This is a genomic window from Lysobacter sp. Soil_N_23, from assembly GCF_057656135.1.
In genome coordinates, this window is record NZ_JBDGKY010000011.1 from 123,612 (window position 1) to 139,807 (window position 16,196).

At 65.4% G+C, this 16,196-nt stretch carries 16 protein-coding genes and 4 tRNA genes; 15 read left to right on the forward strand and 5 right to left on the reverse strand.

The features are described from left to right. The first annotated feature begins 95 nt into the window (after positions 1-95). The 3 genes from AC3A3X_RS10370 (at position 96) to AC3A3X_RS10380 (ending at position 817) form a co-directional block, all read left to right on the forward strand. Positions 96-171, forward strand: a tRNA-Gly gene (locus AC3A3X_RS10370). 129 nt (positions 172-300) lie between these two features. Continuing rightward, a tRNA-Cys gene (locus tag AC3A3X_RS10375) sits at positions 301-374 on the forward strand. 356 nt (positions 375-730) lie between these two features. Next, positions 731-817: transfer RNA gene (locus AC3A3X_RS10380), tRNA-Leu, on the forward strand. A gap of 4 nt (positions 818-821) precedes the next feature. On the opposite strand, the gene AC3A3X_RS10385 is transcribed toward AC3A3X_RS10380, so the two are convergent. Together AC3A3X_RS10385 and AC3A3X_RS10390 are read right to left on the reverse strand one after the other, a co-directional pair. Continuing rightward, on the reverse strand, positions 822-1,166 hold the full coding sequence (locus tag AC3A3X_RS10385) for a 5-carboxymethyl-2-hydroxymuconate Delta-isomerase (RefSeq protein ID WP_487582947.1): 345 nt from the start codon (positions 1,164-1,166) through the stop codon (positions 822-824). A 65-nt stretch (positions 1,167-1,231) separates the two neighbouring features. Next, positions 1,232-1,726 (reverse strand): lipocalin-like domain-containing protein, encoded by a 495-nt coding sequence (locus AC3A3X_RS10390; protein ID WP_487582948.1) that lies wholly within the window; start codon positions 1,724-1,726, stop codon positions 1,232-1,234. A gap of 112 nt (positions 1,727-1,838) precedes the next feature. On the opposite strand from AC3A3X_RS10390, the gene AC3A3X_RS10395 reads away from it, so the two are divergent. Further along, positions 1,839-2,678, forward strand: a complete 840-nt coding sequence (locus AC3A3X_RS10395; RefSeq protein ID WP_487582949.1) for a LysR family transcriptional regulator — start codon at positions 1,839-1,841, stop codon at positions 2,676-2,678. A 21-nt stretch (positions 2,679-2,699) separates the two neighbouring features. Here the strand turns inward: AC3A3X_RS10395 and AC3A3X_RS10400 are convergent, their stop codons facing one another. Continuing rightward, positions 2,700-3,584, reverse strand: a complete 885-nt coding sequence (locus AC3A3X_RS10400; protein ID WP_487582950.1) for a LysR substrate-binding domain-containing protein — start codon at positions 3,582-3,584, stop codon at positions 2,700-2,702. Positions 3,585-3,730: 146 nt separating this feature from the next. Between AC3A3X_RS10400 and AC3A3X_RS10405 the strand changes: the two genes are divergently transcribed. Then, positions 3,731-4,690 carry a YeiH family protein gene (locus AC3A3X_RS10405; RefSeq protein ID WP_487582951.1) on the forward strand — a complete coding sequence of 320 codons (960 nt, stop codon included), beginning with the start codon at positions 3,731-3,733 and terminating at the stop codon, positions 4,688-4,690. A 144-nt stretch (positions 4,691-4,834) separates the two neighbouring features. Next, entirely contained in the window at positions 4,835-6,457 is a 1,623-nt protein-coding gene (locus tag AC3A3X_RS10410) for an FMN-binding glutamate synthase family protein (RefSeq protein WP_487582952.1), read from the forward strand. A gap of 104 nt (positions 6,458-6,561) precedes the next feature. Here AC3A3X_RS10410 and arsC read toward each other — a convergent pair whose 3' ends face one another. Both arsC and AC3A3X_RS10420 read right to left on the reverse strand, forming a co-directional pair. Beyond that, the gene (arsC, locus tag AC3A3X_RS10415) at positions 6,562-6,915 is read right to left on the reverse strand and encodes an arsenate reductase (glutaredoxin) (RefSeq protein WP_487582953.1); all 354 of its coding nucleotides are present in this window, start codon (positions 6,913-6,915) and stop codon (positions 6,562-6,564) included. Positions 6,916-6,985: 70 nt separating this feature from the next. Next, positions 6,986-7,060: transfer RNA gene (locus AC3A3X_RS10420), tRNA-Val, on the reverse strand. A 133-nt stretch (positions 7,061-7,193) separates the two neighbouring features. On the opposite strand from AC3A3X_RS10420, the gene AC3A3X_RS10425 reads away from it, so the two are divergent. The 9 genes from AC3A3X_RS10425 to AC3A3X_RS10465 form a co-directional block, all read left to right on the forward strand. Next, entirely contained in the window at positions 7,194-8,027 is an 834-nt protein-coding gene (locus AC3A3X_RS10425; RefSeq protein ID WP_487582954.1) for a tyrosine-protein phosphatase, read from the forward strand. 152 nt (positions 8,028-8,179) lie between these two features. Continuing rightward, the gene (locus AC3A3X_RS10430; RefSeq protein WP_487582955.1) at positions 8,180-8,827 is read left to right on the forward strand and encodes a polysaccharide biosynthesis/export family protein; all 648 of its coding nucleotides are present in this window, start codon (positions 8,180-8,182) and stop codon (positions 8,825-8,827) included. Further along, positions 8,824-10,977 (forward strand): GumC family protein, encoded by a 2,154-nt coding sequence (locus AC3A3X_RS10435; protein ID WP_487582956.1) that lies wholly within the window; start codon positions 8,824-8,826, stop codon positions 10,975-10,977. Before AC3A3X_RS10430 ends, AC3A3X_RS10435 begins: the two co-directional genes overlap by 4 nt. Positions 10,978-11,041: 64 nt before the next feature. Continuing rightward, positions 11,042-12,190, forward strand: coding sequence for a hypothetical protein (locus AC3A3X_RS10440; RefSeq protein WP_487582957.1), 1,149 nt, complete (start codon positions 11,042-11,044; stop codon positions 12,188-12,190). Between the two features lie 46 nt (positions 12,191-12,236). Then, the gene (locus AC3A3X_RS10445; RefSeq protein WP_487582958.1) at positions 12,237-12,500 is read left to right on the forward strand and encodes a hypothetical protein; all 264 of its coding nucleotides are present in this window, start codon (positions 12,237-12,239) and stop codon (positions 12,498-12,500) included. A gap of 276 nt (positions 12,501-12,776) precedes the next feature. Further along, a complete protein-coding gene (locus AC3A3X_RS10450; RefSeq protein WP_487582959.1) occupies positions 12,777-13,178 on the forward strand; it encodes a hypothetical protein in 402 nt (133 codons plus the stop codon). A 120-nt stretch (positions 13,179-13,298) separates the two neighbouring features. Next, positions 13,299-14,636, forward strand: coding sequence for an O-antigen ligase family protein (locus AC3A3X_RS10455; RefSeq protein ID WP_487582960.1), 1,338 nt, complete (start codon positions 13,299-13,301; stop codon positions 14,634-14,636). Positions 14,637-14,653: 17 nt separating this feature from the next. After that, positions 14,654-16,090 carry an undecaprenyl-phosphate glucose phosphotransferase gene (locus AC3A3X_RS10460; protein ID WP_487582961.1) on the forward strand — a complete coding sequence of 479 codons (1,437 nt, stop codon included), beginning with the start codon at positions 14,654-14,656 and terminating at the stop codon, positions 16,088-16,090. An 8-nt stretch (positions 16,091-16,098) separates the two neighbouring features. Beyond that, the coding region (locus AC3A3X_RS10465; RefSeq protein WP_487582963.1) for a hypothetical protein at positions 16,099-16,196 on the forward strand (98 nt) is incomplete at its 3' end.

Here is a 16,196-nt window from a genome sequence, read left to right on the forward strand (position 1 = left end):
TGAGAGGCAATGCGGAAGTCCGGCGACAGGGACCTCCGGGGAAGCGAAAAAGTGGTTGACAGATTCGCTTCCATGCCTAAAATGTCGGTTCCTCTGCGGGAATAGCTCAGTTGGTAGAGCACGACCTTGCCAAGGTCGGGGTCGCGAGTTCGAGTCTCGTTTCCCGCTCCAAATTCGAGGGTGGCCTTACATCAGCACCCTCAACCAAGGCCCCGCAAGCGGGGCCTTGTTGTTTCCGGCCCACTTGCGTGAACGGGGCAGGAATATGGAAGAATCCGCACTGCGGATTCGAAAGTCACCGGCCTGGTGGCAGAGTGGTTATGCAGCGGCCTGCAAAGCCGCGTACGCCGGTTCAATTCCGACCCAGGCCTCCAAGTTCAAAGCAGAAAGCCCGACCGAAAGGTTGGGCTTTTTGCTTTTTGAACTCGTCGTCCCGGCGAACGCCGGGATCCATCTGCACTTGCTCGTCATTCCCGCGCAGGCGGGAATCCATGGGCGTGCCACTTGCCGTCATCCCCGCGAAGGCGGGGACCCAGTGACTTTGCTTCGGGCTTTCACGATTGAAAGGTTGCCAGCCTGGATCCCGGCGTTCGCCGGGATGACGGTGGGGGGATTGCGGCGGTACGGGCCGGCGTTCGCCGGGATGACGGTGGGGGGATTGCGGCGGTACGGGCCGGCGTTCGCCGGGATGACGGGTATTGGCATAAGCTAGCGCGCACCACGCATCCCAGCCCGGATGGCGGAACTGGTAGACGCATCGGACTTAAAATCCGCTGGCCGCAAGGCCGTGCCGGTTCGACTCCGGCTCCGGGCACCATGAATCACAACATTGCGCGATTGAAATAGGTCGCCTGCTCGAACTCGGCGATGTTCACGGCAATGCGAGGAAGCCGTGGAAACATCGCAGCCAGCTCGCCGACGATGGCCTTCGACAAGGCCGCGCGTTGCTCGACACTGCGCCCCTGCATGATCCAGGCGAAGGTGTGGATGAAATCTTCCCGCTCGCCGCCGACAGCGTAGATTTCGAAGGGATGTACTCGGATCTTGATGTCCGATTCTTCGAACAGCCCTGAAGAATTCGCCACCCGATGCAACCGGGTGATGATCGATTCTTCGTCATGAATCTGAAGAATTCCCTGCGAGCAGTCGACTACGAAGTGCGGCATGGTGGCTCCATCGGTTGAAGCGTGATTCGAGGGTGCGATCGCCTTGAACGGAACTGAGGGACGGCCTAATCAAGCCGGTGCCACACGGAAACCGGGATGCTCCCATCCGCCCGCGGCGGCACCTTGTAGCGCAGCTCGCTGCCGTCCAGCTTGTACTGGCGCCTCTGCGTCGTGCCTTCCCAGTTGGGGAAGGAGGAACCTTCGATCGAGAACACCAGTACCCCTTCCCGTTCGTCGATCGTCATCGCGCCATAGTGGGTACTGCTGCCCATGACCGCGGACCTGAATTCGTCGGCACTGCCATCGGCCTTGCTGTCGCCGGCGAAATGCAGGCGTTCGGATCTGAAGATCTGCAGCGAATAGCGCCCCTTGGCATCGACGACGAGCCTGCCCTTCGGATTCTCTCCGTAGTCCCGTGTCGTTTTGCCATCCGGCAAAACCTTGTCCGCGGCGACCAGGGTCCAGGTGCCTTGCAGCGGGAATTCGGGTGTGGGCACTGGCGCGTCACGCGCGGACAGCCCCGCCAGCATTGCGACGAGTGCGCCGGTCAGTGGTTTCATCGCGGTGAGTCCTTATGGGTTGGGGATCGACAGTCCCCATCCTAGGCCGCTTGATAGATATGAAAAACGCATTTACAAAGATATCTGGCATTTCAGAATCGAATAGATCCCGATGAAGGCGATGGACGTTGATGCGGTCAGGGCGTTCCTGTTGGCCGCTGACTTGCAGAGCTTCACCCGGGCAGCCGACGTGCTGGGCACCACCCAGTCCGCAGTCAGCCTCAAGCTGCGGCGTCTGGAAGAGCAGCTCGGGCGCCGCCTGCTGGAACGCACGCCGCGGCATGTTCGCCTGTCGGTCGAGGGACTGGCGTTTCTCGGCGTGGCGCGCGAACTGGTGGCGTCCCACGACCGTGCGGCCGCCGCCTTCGAGACCGAACAGCGCCGGTTGGCGATCGGCATCAACCAGCAACTGGTCGGCAGCGAACTCCCGCTTCTGTTGCGGCAGATGCGGGACCACGATCCGAGCCTGCTGGTCGAGATTCGCATCGCCGGCACCAACGAGCTCATGCAAGGCCAGGAAAAGGGAGAACTCGATGCCGTGCTGGTGCTGCGACCGGAGGATCGCGGCAAGCGCGGCAAGATTGTGTTCGCCGAATCCTTTTCATGGTTCGCGGCCGTCGGCTGGGAGCCGCGTGCCGGCCAGCCGTTGCCATTGGCGACGCAAGGCGAATCGTGCCGCGTGCGGATGGAGGCGGTGCGCACGCTTGATCGCGCCGGGATCGAATGGCGCGAAGTATTCGTCGGCAAGGGCGCCGCGATCCTGGGGGCCGCCGCTGCCGCTGGCCTCGCGGTGGCGGTGCTGGCGCGGCGCGCGGCGCCGCCGGGCACGGTTGACGTCAGCGGGCTCCTGGCGCTGCCGCCGATTCGCTCCCAGGATGTGATGCTCTACAGCAACCTCAGCGACCGGCGAACGCGCGATGCATTGCGCGTCCTCACGCTCGCATTCCAGTGAAGGCGTGCCATCGTCCCGGGTTCAGGCCTTTCGCACGCTGTCGAGGAATTCACGCAGCAGCGCGCTGCGGTACTTGCGCCGGTGCAGCACCAGGCTCAGTTGTCGCTTGAGGCCCAGGAACGGCGTCCGCAGTACCGCCAGCCGTCCCGCTGCCTGCGCATGCGCGACTGCGACCTCCGGCAACAGGGCCAGCCCAAGCCCCGCGATCACCGCCTGCTTGATCGCTTCGCTCTGATCCAGTTCGAGCACTGTCTCGCCCGCCGGCAGCGCGGCAAGCGCGCGCTCGGTCTGGCCGCGCGTCGCCGATCCACCTTCGCGCAGGATCCAGCGCGCGCCGGCAAAGTCCTCCGGCCGCAGTCGCCGCCGTTTCGCCAGTGGATGGGCGGGTGGGACGCACACGCACAGCTTGTCGTCGCGCCAGCGCAACAGTTCCAGTTCCGGGTGGCTTGCCGGGCCTTCGATGCAACCTATGTCGAGGCTGTAGTCGAGCACGCCGGACACGATTGCCGCGCTGTTGTCGACGTGCAGCTTCAGCGCGACCTGCGGATGGGCGGTGATGAATCCACCGAGCAGGTCACCGACGAGATAGTTGCCAACCGTATTGCTGGCGCCGACGCGCAGTTCGCCGGAGAGCAGTTTGTCGTCGTGCCCCGCGTGCTGGCCCAGTTCGCGCATGCGCTCAAGCAGTTCCTGCGCCAGAGGCAACAGGTGGCGGCCGCGTGCATTGATGTACAGGCGTCGCTGGGTGCGGTCGAACAACGGCGAACCCAGGACGCGTTCCAGTTCCGCCAGGGCCATGCTGGCCGCAGGTTGGGTCAGGTGCAACTGCTCGGCCGCGGCGCGGACAGTGCCGCCGGTGGCGATGGCCACGAACACTTCAAGCTGGCGGGGGCTGACGCCTATCATCAGGGAAGTTTATGGCAAGGCTAAGGAATCTCAAATTTACTGAATGACGGGGCAGGGCGACCATTCGCGCCATGGCCTACGTCGCTCCCCGATCGCAAACGAAATCCCGCCCCTTCAGGGCCTGGATTCCCGGCTGGGCGCCGGGTATGGCGCTGGCAGTGTCCGTCGGGTTGCTGGCACTGGCAGCCGCGCAACTGTCGCTGCTGCAGCGCTGGCAGCTGAGCGCCCTGACCGTTGCCATCGTGCTGGGAATGCTCATCGGCAATCTGGTCGGCACCCGCCTACCTGCCGGCATCGCGCCTGGCATTGGCCTGGCCCAGCGCCAGCTGCTGCGCGCCGGCGTGGTGCTCTACGGCCTGCGCCTGAGCTTCCAGGATGTCGCCGCAGTCGGCGTCCATGGCCTGCTGATCGATCTCATCGTCGTGGTGTCGACCCTGGGTCTGGGTACCTGGGTAGGTCGGCGCTGGTTCGGACTGGACCGCGATACGGCATTGCTTACCGCCGCTGGCAGCGCGATCTGCGGTGCCGCGGCCGTCCTGGCGGTGGAACGCGTGATCCGGCCTGATCCGAGCAAGGTCGCCATCGCCGTCGCCAGCGTGGTGCTGTTCGGCACGCTGAACATCTTCCTGTACCCGCAGTTGTATCCCCACCTGGGCCTGGATCCGGCGGCGTTTGGCCTCTATGCCGGTGCGACCGTGCACGAGGTGGCGCAGGTGGTGGCGGTGGGCAGTGCGATCAGTCCGGAAACCGCCGATGCCGCGGTTGTAGTGAAGTTGACCCGCGTGCTGATGCTGGTGCCGGTGCTGCTGGTACTGGGATGGCGCGAGGCGCGCAATGGCGGTCAGCGGGCCATGGTGGTGCCCTGGTTCGCGCTTGGCTTCCTCGGCGTGGTGGCGCTGAATTCGCTGGTGACCGTGCCCGCGTCGGTGCGCTCGGCACTGCTGACGCTCGACACGCTGCTGCTTGCCACCGCCATGGCGGCCCTGGGAATCGAGACGCGTGTGTCGAAGCTGCGCGCACTCGGTCCGCGACCGTTGCTGCTTGCGGCCGTGCTGTTCGGCTGGTTGTCGATTGGCGGATATGTGCTGGTGCGCTGGCTGGCGTGACAGTCGTTGGCCCTGGGCCTGGTTGGCGGCCATTGCATAGGCGTGGACCCGTATTACCTGATCCAGAAAGCGCAGCAGGCCTCAGCAGGCCTTGTCACGGCCGCCGCGCTATCCTTCGATCATTCCCGAGCCGGTTGGCAGCACATGCGCTATTCCCTGTATGTCGCCAGCGTGATCGCAACGTTGGCTTCGGCGATCCTGGCCATGTGGCACACCGCGTGGCTGTGGGGCGTGGCCGGATTCGGTGTGCTGGCTGTGCTGGGAACCTGGGACCTGCTGCAGACCCGCAGCGTCTTGCGACGCAACTACCCGGTGCTGGCCCACTTCCGTTACGGACTGGAATCCATCGGCCCGGAGATGCGGCAGTACTTCATCGAGTCCGACATCGCCGAGGTGCCGTTCTCGCGCCAGCAGCGCAGTCTGGTGTACCAGCGCTCCAAGTCGGTCAGCGACGTGCGGCCGTTCGGTTCGCAGCAGGACGTCTACGGCATCGACTACGAGTGGATCAATCACTCGCTGGCACCCACGCCACACGGGTCGCACGACTTCCGCGTGCGGGTGGGCGAGGGCAGTGCGGCCCATCCGTACGCGGCCAGCGTGTTCAACATCTCGGCGATGAGTTTCGGCTCGCTGTCGGCCAATGCGATCCGCGCGCTCAACCACGGCGCGCGCATGGGTGGTTTCTATCACGACACCGGCGAGGGCTCGATCTCGTCCTATCACCGCGAATTCGGTGGCGATCTCGTCTGGGAGATCGGCTCGGGCTACTTCGGTTGCCGCAACGAGGACGGCAGCTTCAGCGCTGAGCGCTTCGCCGCGTGCGCGAGCGACCCGCAAGTGAAGATGATCGAGATCAAGTTGTCGCAGGGCGCCAAGCCCGGCCATGGTGGCGTGCTGCCCGCGGCCAAGGTCACCGCAGAGATCTCGCAGGCCCGCGGCGTGCCGATGGGCGTGGACTGCGTTTCGCCGGCGGCGCACAGCGCGTTCACCACGCCGCTGGGGTTGCTGGAGTTCGTGGCGCGGCTGCGCGAACTGTCCGGTGGCAAGCCGGTGGGTTTCAAGCTGGCGATCGGCCATCCCTGGGAATGGTTCGGCATCGCCAAGGCCATGCACGAAAGCGGCCTGCTGCCGGACTTCATCGTCGTCGACGGCGCAGAAGGTGGAACCGGCGCCGCGCCGGCCGAGTTCATCGACCACGTCGGCGTGCCGATGCACGAAGCGCTGATGCTGGTGCACAACACCCTGGTGGGCCTGGACCTGCGCAGCCGCATTCGCGTCGGCGCGGCCGGTCGCATCACCAGCGCCTTCGATATCGCCCGCACGCTGGCGATGGGCGCGGACTGGTGCAATGCCGCGCGCGGTTTCATGTTCGCGCTGGGTTGCATCCAGTCGCAGAGCTGCCACACCGACCGATGCCCCACGGGCGTGGCGACCCAGGACCCGCGTCGCTGGCGAAACCTCGACGTACCCGACAAGGCCGCGCGGGTGGCCGCGTTCCAGCAGAACACACTCAAGGCATTGCGCGACCTGCTGTGCGCGGCGGGACTGGAGCACCCCGAGCAACTGGGCCCGGAGCACATCCTGCGCCGCGTCTCACCGATCGAAGTCCGCTCGCTGGCCGCGCTCTACACGTTCCTGCGGCCGGGAGACCTGCTCGCCAGGATTCCCGAGCACGCCGTCTTCCAGTCGTTCTGGGCCAACGCCCGCAGCGACAGCTTTGCCGCACCATCGGCCGTGGCGTCGATGCGAAGCAGCAAATCGCTATAGCCCCGCATCCGCATCCGCACCCGTAGGAGCGAGCTTGCTCGCGACCTTGCGTTCCGTGGCTGCGGGGACCGGTCGCGAGCAAGCTCGCTCCTACAGAAGTCCAGTCAGTCGAGCAGGTCGAGCACCCGTTCCGGCGGCCGCCCAATCACCGCCCGCCCGCCATGGACAAACACCGGCCGCTCGATCAGCCGCGGATGCAGGACCATCGCGTCGATCAGTGCCGTCTCCGGCAGCGATTCGTCGGCCAGGCCCAAGGCCGCGAACTCGTCCTCGCCTGTCCGCAGCAGCGCTCGGGCGGGCAGACCCAGCATCCCGAGCAGATCCCGCAGTTCGGCCGCGCTCGGCGGAGTGTCCAGATAGGCGATCACCAGCGGCTCGATGCCACGCTCGCGCAACAGATCCAGCGCGCCGCGCGACTTGGAGCAGCGGGGGTTGTGGTACAGGCGGGTGTCGTTCATCGATGCCTCGCTGGTTTTCGTGGACGCTGAAAAGCAAAAGGCCGGCTTTCGCCGGCCTTTTGCCTGGAACTGGTGGGCGGTACAAGTTTCGAACTTGTGACCCCTGCCGTGTGAAAGCAGTGCTCTACCGCTGAGCTAACCGCCCGAAATGGGCGCGCAGTATACCCCAAGCCGGGGTCTGGTTGGCAAGGGGTGTGCGACCTGGAAGAAGCGCCGCTCGTTCAGGGCGCCGGCGCGCTTTGCAGATACACTCCCGCGCTCTGCTCAGGGGGAGTCAGATGTTCGACCTGCATTGCCATCTGCTGCCGGCCATCGACGATGGCGCCGTCGACCTCGACATGGCGCTGGAAATGGCGCGCATGGCCGCGGCCGATGGCATCGTCACGGTCGCCTGCACGCCGCATATCTATCCGGGCATGTACGAGAACACCGCCGACGGCATCCGTGCGGCGATCGCAGCGTTCCAGGTCGAACTCGACGCGCGCGGCATCGCGCTGCGGCTGGTGGAGGGCGCCGACGTCCATATGGATCCGGACCTGCTCGAAGGCATTCGCGGTGGTCGCGTGCCGACCCTGGCCGGGTCGCGCTACCTGCTGCTGGAGCCGCCGCACCACGTCGCGCCGCCGCGTTTCGAAGAGGCGGTGTTCGACCTCATGGCGGCCGGACTGGTACCGGTGATCACGCACCCCGAGCGCCTGACCTGGGTGGAAACCCACTACGACGTGTTCGCGCGCCTGGCCGAGCGTGGCGCTTGGATGCAGATCACCGCCGGGGCGATGACCGGACGCTACGGGCGTCGGGTCAAGTACTGGGGCGAGCGCTTCGTCGGCGAGGGACTGTGCATGATCCTGGCGACCGACGCCCACCATCCGCAGCGGCGTCCGCCGCTTCTGGCCGAGGCCCGGGACGCTGCGGCTGCACTGGTGGGTATTGAAGAAGCAGCGCACATGGTCGACACCCGCCCCCGCGGCATCGTCGACAACCTGGCGCCCGAGCAGTTGCCGCCGCCGTTGTTCCGGCAGGCGGGCTTCCGGCCGCAGGTTCGCGGCCCGTCCGTATCGTCGGGTGAGGGCGTCGTCGGGCGCTGGTTGCGCTCGATCCGGGGGAAGTAAGGAAAAGTCTCAGTCCCGCGAGGCGGTCGAAACTGGGACGTACGGCATAATTGAAGTAGTAACCCGTACCAATCCGTAAGTACCAATGCGTCACTTTTTTCTGGGGATGGCACTTGTTTAGTGTTTTTCGAGTCTGGGCGCTTTCGTGCCTGATGCTGCTATGCGCCTGCTCGAGTTCGGGTGGCACCAAAGAAGAAGCAGCGACGCTGCCGGAAGGTGATCCGGTCGCGGCGGCGATGGGCCGTAGCGAGTACCTGATCGGGCCGAGCGACCTGCTCACGGTGACGGTATTCCAGATCGAGGATCTCAACCGCGAGGTCCGGGTCAACAACGCCGGGCAGATTGCGCTCCCGTTGATTGGCGCCGTCCCTGTCGCCGGCCGCACCGTGGGCGAGATCGAGCAGGACATCGCCGGTCGCTACCAGGCGCGTTACCTGCAGAACCCGCAGGTGACCGTGTTCGTCAAGGAATTCTCCAGCCAGCGCGTGACCGTCGGCGGCGCGGTGAAGAAGCCGGGCATCTATCCCATGACCTCGCGCCTGAGCTTGCTGCAGTCGCTGGCGCTGGCCGAGGGGTTCAATGAAGTCGCCGCCCAGCGCAACGTGCTGGTGTTCCGCACCATCAATGGCGAGCGCAAGTTCGCGCGCTTCGACGTCGCCGCCATCCAGAACGGCGAGCATCCCGATCCGCAGATCTTTGGCGAGGACGTGATCGTGGTCGACACCTCGTTCGGCCGCCAGACCCTGAGGACATTGATCCAGTTGGCGCCGTTCGTCGCGGTGTGGAGGTCGTACCGATGAGCGCCGTGGTCGAACCAATCGAGTCGTTGCGTCAGGAAAACCGCGACGACGACGAGATCAACCTCCTGGAGTACTGGCGCATCCTGCGCGAGCGGCAGTGGTGGGTGGTTGGCACCGCGTTCGCGGTGGTCTTCCTGACGCTGGTGTTCACCCTGCTGGCAACGCCTGTTTACCGCGCCGGCTCGACCCTGCAGATCGAACGCGACACGATGAAGATCGTGGAGTTCGAAGGCCTGCAGCCGACCGAGTCGCCGATGGATCGCGACTTCTACCAGACCCAGTACGAACTGCTGAAGAGCCGCTCGCTGGCGCGGCGCGTGATCCAGGACCTGCGCCTGACCGCGAACAAGCAGTTCGAGGAGGACATGGCCAAGGTCGACGAAGCCTTGGCCAAGAAGGCCAACGGCCAGGCCGTAGCCGCGTCCGCCAGACAGCAGGCTCGCGAAGCGGCGATGGTCGAGCAGGTGCTCGACTCTCTGAACATCGAGCCGGTGCGCAACTCGCGCCTGGTCCGCGTCAACTTCGACTCGCCCGATCCGGTGCTGGCGGCCCGCGTTGCCAACGCCTATGCCGACGGCTTCATCGCCAGCAACCTCGAGCGCCGCTTCGAGGCCTCGTCCTACGCCAAGAAGTACCTGGAAGAGCGCCTGGCGCAGCTGAAGGGCAAGCTGGAGGACTCCGAGAAGGACCTGGTGGCGTTCTCCGAAGCCGAGCGGATCGTATCGGTCGGTGACGACAAGCCATCGCTCGATGCGCAGAACCTCAGCGACCTCAACGCCGCCCTCGCCGCCGCGCAGGGCTCGCGCATCAAGGCCGAGGCGATGTGGACCCAGGCCAGCATCGGCAACGGCATGGGCCTGCCGCAGGTGGTCGCGAACCTGTTGATCCAGAAGCTGCGCGAGCAGCGTTCGACGCTGATGGCCGAGTACCAGAACAACCTGGGTACCTACAAGGCCGACTACCCGAACATGGTGCAGTTGCGCAACCAGATCGACGAGGCCGATCGCCAGATCAACGTCGAAGTCGGCAACATCCGCGATGCCATCCGCGCCGAGTACCAGGCCGCGCTGGCGCAGGAGACGCTGCTGCGCGAGCGCATCACCGGTTTGAAGGGCGACGTGCTCGACCTGCAGAGCCGCTCGATCCAGTACAACATCCTGCGTCGCGAAGCCGAAACCAATCGCCAGCTGTATGACGCGGTGATGCAACGCTACAAGGAAATCGGCGTCGCCGGCGGCGTGGGGGCCAACAACATCTCGGTCATCGACCGCGCAATCGCTCCGGAGAAGGCGAACTCGCCGCGCAAGCTGCTCAATCTTGCGGTCGGCATGCTGCTGGGGGGATTCCTCGGGGTGCTGCTGGCGTTCCTGATGCACCACCTGGACAACACGGTGCACGACGCGAAGGCGCTCGAGGCGATCACCGGCCTGCCGGTCCTGGGTGCGATCCCGCGCCTGGAGCAGGGCGTCACGCCGGCACAGGCCGCCGGCGACCTTCGCTCGGCATTCGCCGAAGCCTATCGCTCGGTGCGCACGGCATTGCAGTTCGCCACGGTGCACGGCCTGCCGCGCAGCCTGCTGATCACCAGCGCCAGCCCCGCCGAAGGCAAGAGCACGACCGCGCACGAACTGGCGCGCAACATCGCCCAACTCGGCAAGCGAGTCGTGCTGGTCGACGCCGACCTGCGCAATCCGTCGGTGCACAAGGTTACGGGGCTGTCGTCGGCGCTTGGCCTGTCGAACCTGCTGGCAGGTGCGCGCGAGCTCGGCGACGTGCTGCAGCACCTTCCGCACGACAAACTGAGCGTCATCACCTCCGGCCCGCTGCCGCCGAATCCGCCGGAATTGCTGGCGGGCGAGGCCTTGGCAACGCTGCTGGCGCAATTGCGTGAGCAGTTCGACATGGTCATCCTCGATGGCCCGCCGGTACTGGGTCTGGCCGACGCGCCGCTGCTGGCCAACCAGGCCGAAGCCACCGTCCTGGTGGCTGCAGCCGACGACACGCGCAATGACTGCCTGAAGACCGCGCTGCAGCGCCTGAAGTCCGTACGAGCGCGCGTCCTCGGCGCCGTGCTGACCCGCTTCGACCTCAAGCGCCAGGGCGCCGGCTATGGCTATACCTACTATGCCTACGGCGGCTCGAAAGACTGACAAGCCGTGGGCAGGCTACCTCCGTAGCGGGGCTGGCCTGTTCGCGGTCGCCGCAGTGGCCTGGATGACCTGGCAGCAACTGCGGGTCGACGCCGAGGTGGGAGCGCCGTTCGGCCCCGACCGTCGCGTCGCCGCTGCCCGTGGCCTGTCCAAGGACGCCCATGCCTTGACGGCGGTCGCGCGCGAGACGCTGCGCGACCGTCCGATCGATGGTGGTGCCTTCCGCTTGTTGGGCCTGGCTGCCGGAATGGAGTCCGATGGCGAACGCGCCGTCGATCTCTATCGCACCGCCGCGCGCCTTTCGCCGCGTGACGATATTGCCCAGGCGATGCTCATCGATGCGTCGTTCGCGCAGGGCAGGGTGGGCGAGGGCGTTGACCACGTCGATGCCCTGCTGCGCATCGCCCCGCATCTGCGGGCGCCCCTGCTGACCTCGCTGCTACCACACTCGGGTAACCCGGAGCTGCTCGATGCGATGGTCCATGCGCTTGCCGCGGACCCGCCATGGCGTGGCGCGCTCGCACCGGCGTTGGCTGGCACGGACCCGGCGCAGGCCGAATTGCTCCTGTCGGCGATGGCCAAGGCGGCGCCACTCACGCCTGCCGAACTGGCTGTCCGCGTGGAAGCGCTGACCGCGCTCGGCGAGCCTGCGCGCGCGCGTGAAGTCTGGCTGCAGTCCCTGTCGGAAACGGACAGGACCCTCGACGGCTCGCCCTTCGATGGCGGTTTCGAAGGTGCCGACCAGACCGGCGGGTTTGGCTGGAAGTGGAGCGACGAACCCGGCGTGACCATTGCCGTGGATGCCATCGATCCGGCCCAGGGGCAGCAGTCCCTGCAGGTGGATTTCAGTGGTCGCGTTGTGCGCTTCATCGGTCCGCGCCAGCGCCTGGCGCTTTCGCCGGGCACCTATGAAATCAGCAGCGCCGTGGACGATCGCACCGGTTCGTCGCGTCGCTTCGCGTGGCTCGTGCAGTGCACGCAAGGCCCGGCCCTGGTGGAGCTGGATCTGCCCGCGGGGTCGTCACCGCAGTGGCAGACAGCGCGTGCAAGCTTCGATGTTCCGCCTGACTGCCAAGGTCAACAACTGACGCTCCGACACACTGGCCGGTCGATGGCCGAGCGCCAGATCAGCGGTGTTTTACGTGTGGACGATGTGCAACTGAGAAAACTTCCCACTAGGGTCACATTGCCAAACCCATCACATCCCGAATAGGCTGTTGCGATAGCACATTTTGTGTTTATCAGGGAGTTGTAGCGACATGAAGCAGATTCTGTTGGGCCTGGTTGCCGTGTTCGCCTTTGGTGCTGCATCCGCGCAGACCGCGCAGCCGGCTGCTGATGCGCAGCCGCAGGAGCAGGAGCAGGCTGCTCCGGCGAAAACCGCCAAGCCCGAAAAGAAGGGCAAGGCCGGCGGTTCGACGGTGCTGGCCATTGGCGCCGGCGTGGCTGCGGTTGCTGCGCTCGCTTCCGGCGGTGGTGGTGGTGACGACAAGCCGGCGCCGCCGAAGCCGTCCAGCCCGTAACGGCATCGCGCTGCGCCGGACGATGGTCTGGCGCAGCGGTCGGGTTGCCCAAGGCAACTCATCAAATGCAGAGTCACTTGTGACGCGAGACGTCACAAACTGCCTTTGCTGACGCAGTCTGGTCTGCGTCGTGCGAGTCACACCTTGCGTTTCGGACGCCGCACTGCGACATATTCGAAATCAAGAGTGTTAACGCTCGCACAAACTCACGTAGAATTTACATCTTCGCCAGGGGGTCTGGCGTAACCCCAATCGAGTGGATCTGGAGCAGTGCATATGAAGTCGCTGATCGTTGGTATGTGTGCGTTGACCCTGGCCGGCGGTGCGCTGGCGCAATCGCCGAAGGTGCTTGTCCGCGCCGACAGCGGCGAAGTGAATGTGGCCGGTCGTACGGTCGAAGGATCCAACAGCTCCGGTGCCGAAGCCGGTGACGTGGTCATGGTCAACGGCGGCGAAGCCTATGTGACCTATTCCAACGGTTGCACCATCAAGGTAACCGGCAGCTACACCATCCAGGACACCGCACCGGCAAAGTGCCCGAGCCTGGGCAAGACCGGTTCGGACACCAATTACACGATGGTCGGCACCGGCATCGCCGTGGCTGCCGGCGCGATTGCGCTGGCCAGCGGTGGTGGCGACGACGACAAGCCGGCTCCGCCGAAGCCGTCGAGCCCGTAACGCCGAACCAGCGCCGGCTTCGGGACGTGGCCCGAAGCCCGTGCTGCTATCCATTCAGAACAGATAGGTAGATTGCGACGGGCCGCCGCGTGCGGCCCGCTTGCTGTCATCGAGGTTGAAATGCGTTTGAAGGGCGCCAAGGGGACGCCTGACACGGCCGCCGAAGTTGCTGCAGCGCTGCTGTTGACGGCGGCGCTGTTGGCCGGTGGTGGATCGCGCGGCGTCGGGGATGCCGTCGTGCACCTGGCTGCATTGCCGGCATTGCTGCTGGCGATCATGCGTTGGCAATGGGCACCTGCATCGCGGGCGCAGCGCGTCCTTGCCGTGGTGTGCGCAAGCGCAATCGCGCTGGCAGTGCTGCAGTTGTTGCCGCTGCCTCCGGCGATCTACGCGATGCTGCCGGGCCGCAGCGACGTACTTGCCGAGCTCGCACAGGCACGGCAGCCGCACGGCTGGTTGCCGTTGACGCTGGACCGCTGGGGCACGGTGCGGGCATTGCTGGCACTGATGGTGTTCACCTCGTTCTGGGCATTGGCTTGCACGCTGACGCATGCGGCACGGTTGCGCCTGCTCAAGCTCGCGCTGATCCTGGCGACACTGATGGCGTTGCTCGGCTACGCCCAGTCGGCCGCCGGCACCTACTCGCTGCTGCGGCCCTACGACTACCACCATCCCATCGGCGCGATAGGCCTGTTCGCCAATCGCAACCACTTCGCCTGCCTGATGGCGATGCTGCTGCCCTTCGCGATCGCACTGGGCATGCAGGCCCAGTCGCGGCGTCGTGCGCCGGTCGCGCTGGCCTGGTACGCCGTGGCGGCAATGCTGTTCCTGGCGGCCGCATTGAGCTTCTCGCGGACCGGACTGGTACTTGCGTGCGCGACCGCGCTTGGCAGCGTGCTGTTGCTGTCGTCGCGTGCAGGGGCTGCATCCGATCAAGGCAGCATTCGCCGGTGGGCGCCCCTGGCGGCCATTGGTGTCGCCATTGCCGGTATCGCCGTGTATGCCTGGGACGGCATCAGCCAGCGGCTGCAGCAAGACCCGTTGGAAGACCTGCGCTGGCAGTACCTGCGTTATGGCTGGGATGCGGCGCAGGCCTACCTGCCCTGGGGCAGCGGCTGGGGAAGCTTCAAGTCGATCTATGCACCGTTCGAGCCTGTCAGCGCGATGCGTGAAGTTTTCGCGCTGCACGCCCACAACGACGTTCTCGAAACCGCGATCGAAACTGGTGTGCCGGGTTTGGTATTGTTGTTGACGCTTTGCGTCACTGTGATTTGCGTCACACGAAAAAGTCTCATTGATCGCACTTTTCACGGGCCGATACTCGGTGCCGCGGCGATTGCCGCGCTCGTCCCGATGGCGCATTCCCTTGTCGACTACCCGTTGCGTGCCCATGCGGTCGCAGTGGTTTTCGCCCTGGTGTTGTCCTTCCTCCTGGCGAGCGCGAGTGACGCGCAATGACAGGAGAGAGGACCCAAATGCTGTTCTCGCCGATCCGGACCGAGTACGCAGTCGAACGTGTGTCGCTGAACAAGTTCTCGGCCCTGTTCGGGCTGATGCTGCGCATATTCGACATCGCGGTGATCGTCGCAGTGGGCGTTGCCGCCTATTGGCTGCGCTTCGGTACCGTCGAGATGCCGCTGGAGTTCCGCCAGGCGGTGGCTCGTGGCGTGCTGTTCGCGCTGCTGTCGATGGGCACGTTCTCCATGTACCGCAGCTGGCGCGGCGTGAGTGTCCTCAATGAGGCATTCAAACTCCTCGCCGTGTGGACGGTGGTGTTCCTGCTGGGCGTGCTCTACGTCGCGCTGCTGAAAGTGCAGGGCGTGACGTCCCGTCTCTGGTGGGGTTACTGGTTCGTAGGCACCGCGCTGGCGTCCGGTGCTGGCCGGATCGTGTGCCGGCAGGCTGCCTCCTGGGTACGCCAGCGCGGCCTGGACGTGCGGACTGCTGTGGTCATTGGTGCCAACGCCGACGCTGCGCATATCGTGCGCACTCTAGAGCGCCAGCGCTGGGCGGGAATCGAAGTGCGTGGATGGTTCAGCACGGCCCATGGCCTGCAGCCAGCGCTTGCCGGCGTTCCTCATCTGGGCGACCTTGCCGCGCTGCCGGCATACGTCGAATCGCAGCACATCAGCCAGGTGTGGATCGCGCTTCCGGTTAGTGAGCAGGTAGCGATCGACCGTATCCTTGTCAGCCTCGATCACTCGACGGCCGACATCAAGTTCGTGCCCGACCTGTTCGGCATACAACTGCTCAACCATTCGGTCGAACAGATGGCGGGCCTGCCTGTGATCAATCTGCGCGCGAGTCCGCTCAACGGCGAGGCGCGCATGGTCAAGGGCCTGGAAGATCGCGTGCTTGCCGCGCTGATCCTCGTGCTGATTACGCCGTTGCTGGCGGTGATCGCCTTGGGTGTGAAGCTCAGCTCGCCAGGCCCGGTCCTGTTCAAGCAGAAGCGTCATGGCCTGGACGGCAAGACGATCAAGGTCTGGAAGTTCCGCAGCATGCGCCTGCATGCCGAGCACGCAGGGCAGGTCACGCAGGCGACCCGGCGGGACCGGCGTATTACTGCCTTCGGAAGCTTCCTGCGCCGGACGAGCCTCGACGAACTGCCGCAGTTCATCAACGTGCTGCAGGGGAAGATGTCCATCGTCGGACCGCGCCCGCATGCGGTGGAGCACAACCACCACTACAAGTCGATCGTGCAGAACTACATGCAGCGCCACCGTGTGAAGCCGGGCATCACCGGCTGGGCACAGGTCAACGGTTTGCGTGGCGAGACGGACACGGTCGACAAGATGTCGGCGCGCGTGGAGTACGACCTGCATTACATGCAGAACTGGTCCCTGTTGCTTGATCTTCGCATCATCGCGATGACAGTGGTGAAGGGTTTCATTGGCAAGGCCGCCTACTAGGTATTGAAGTGCAAGTAACGATCTTTGGAACCGGATACGTCGGCCTCGTCACGGGCACCTGCCTGGCCGACGTCGGCCACGACGTGATCTGCGTCGACATCGACCA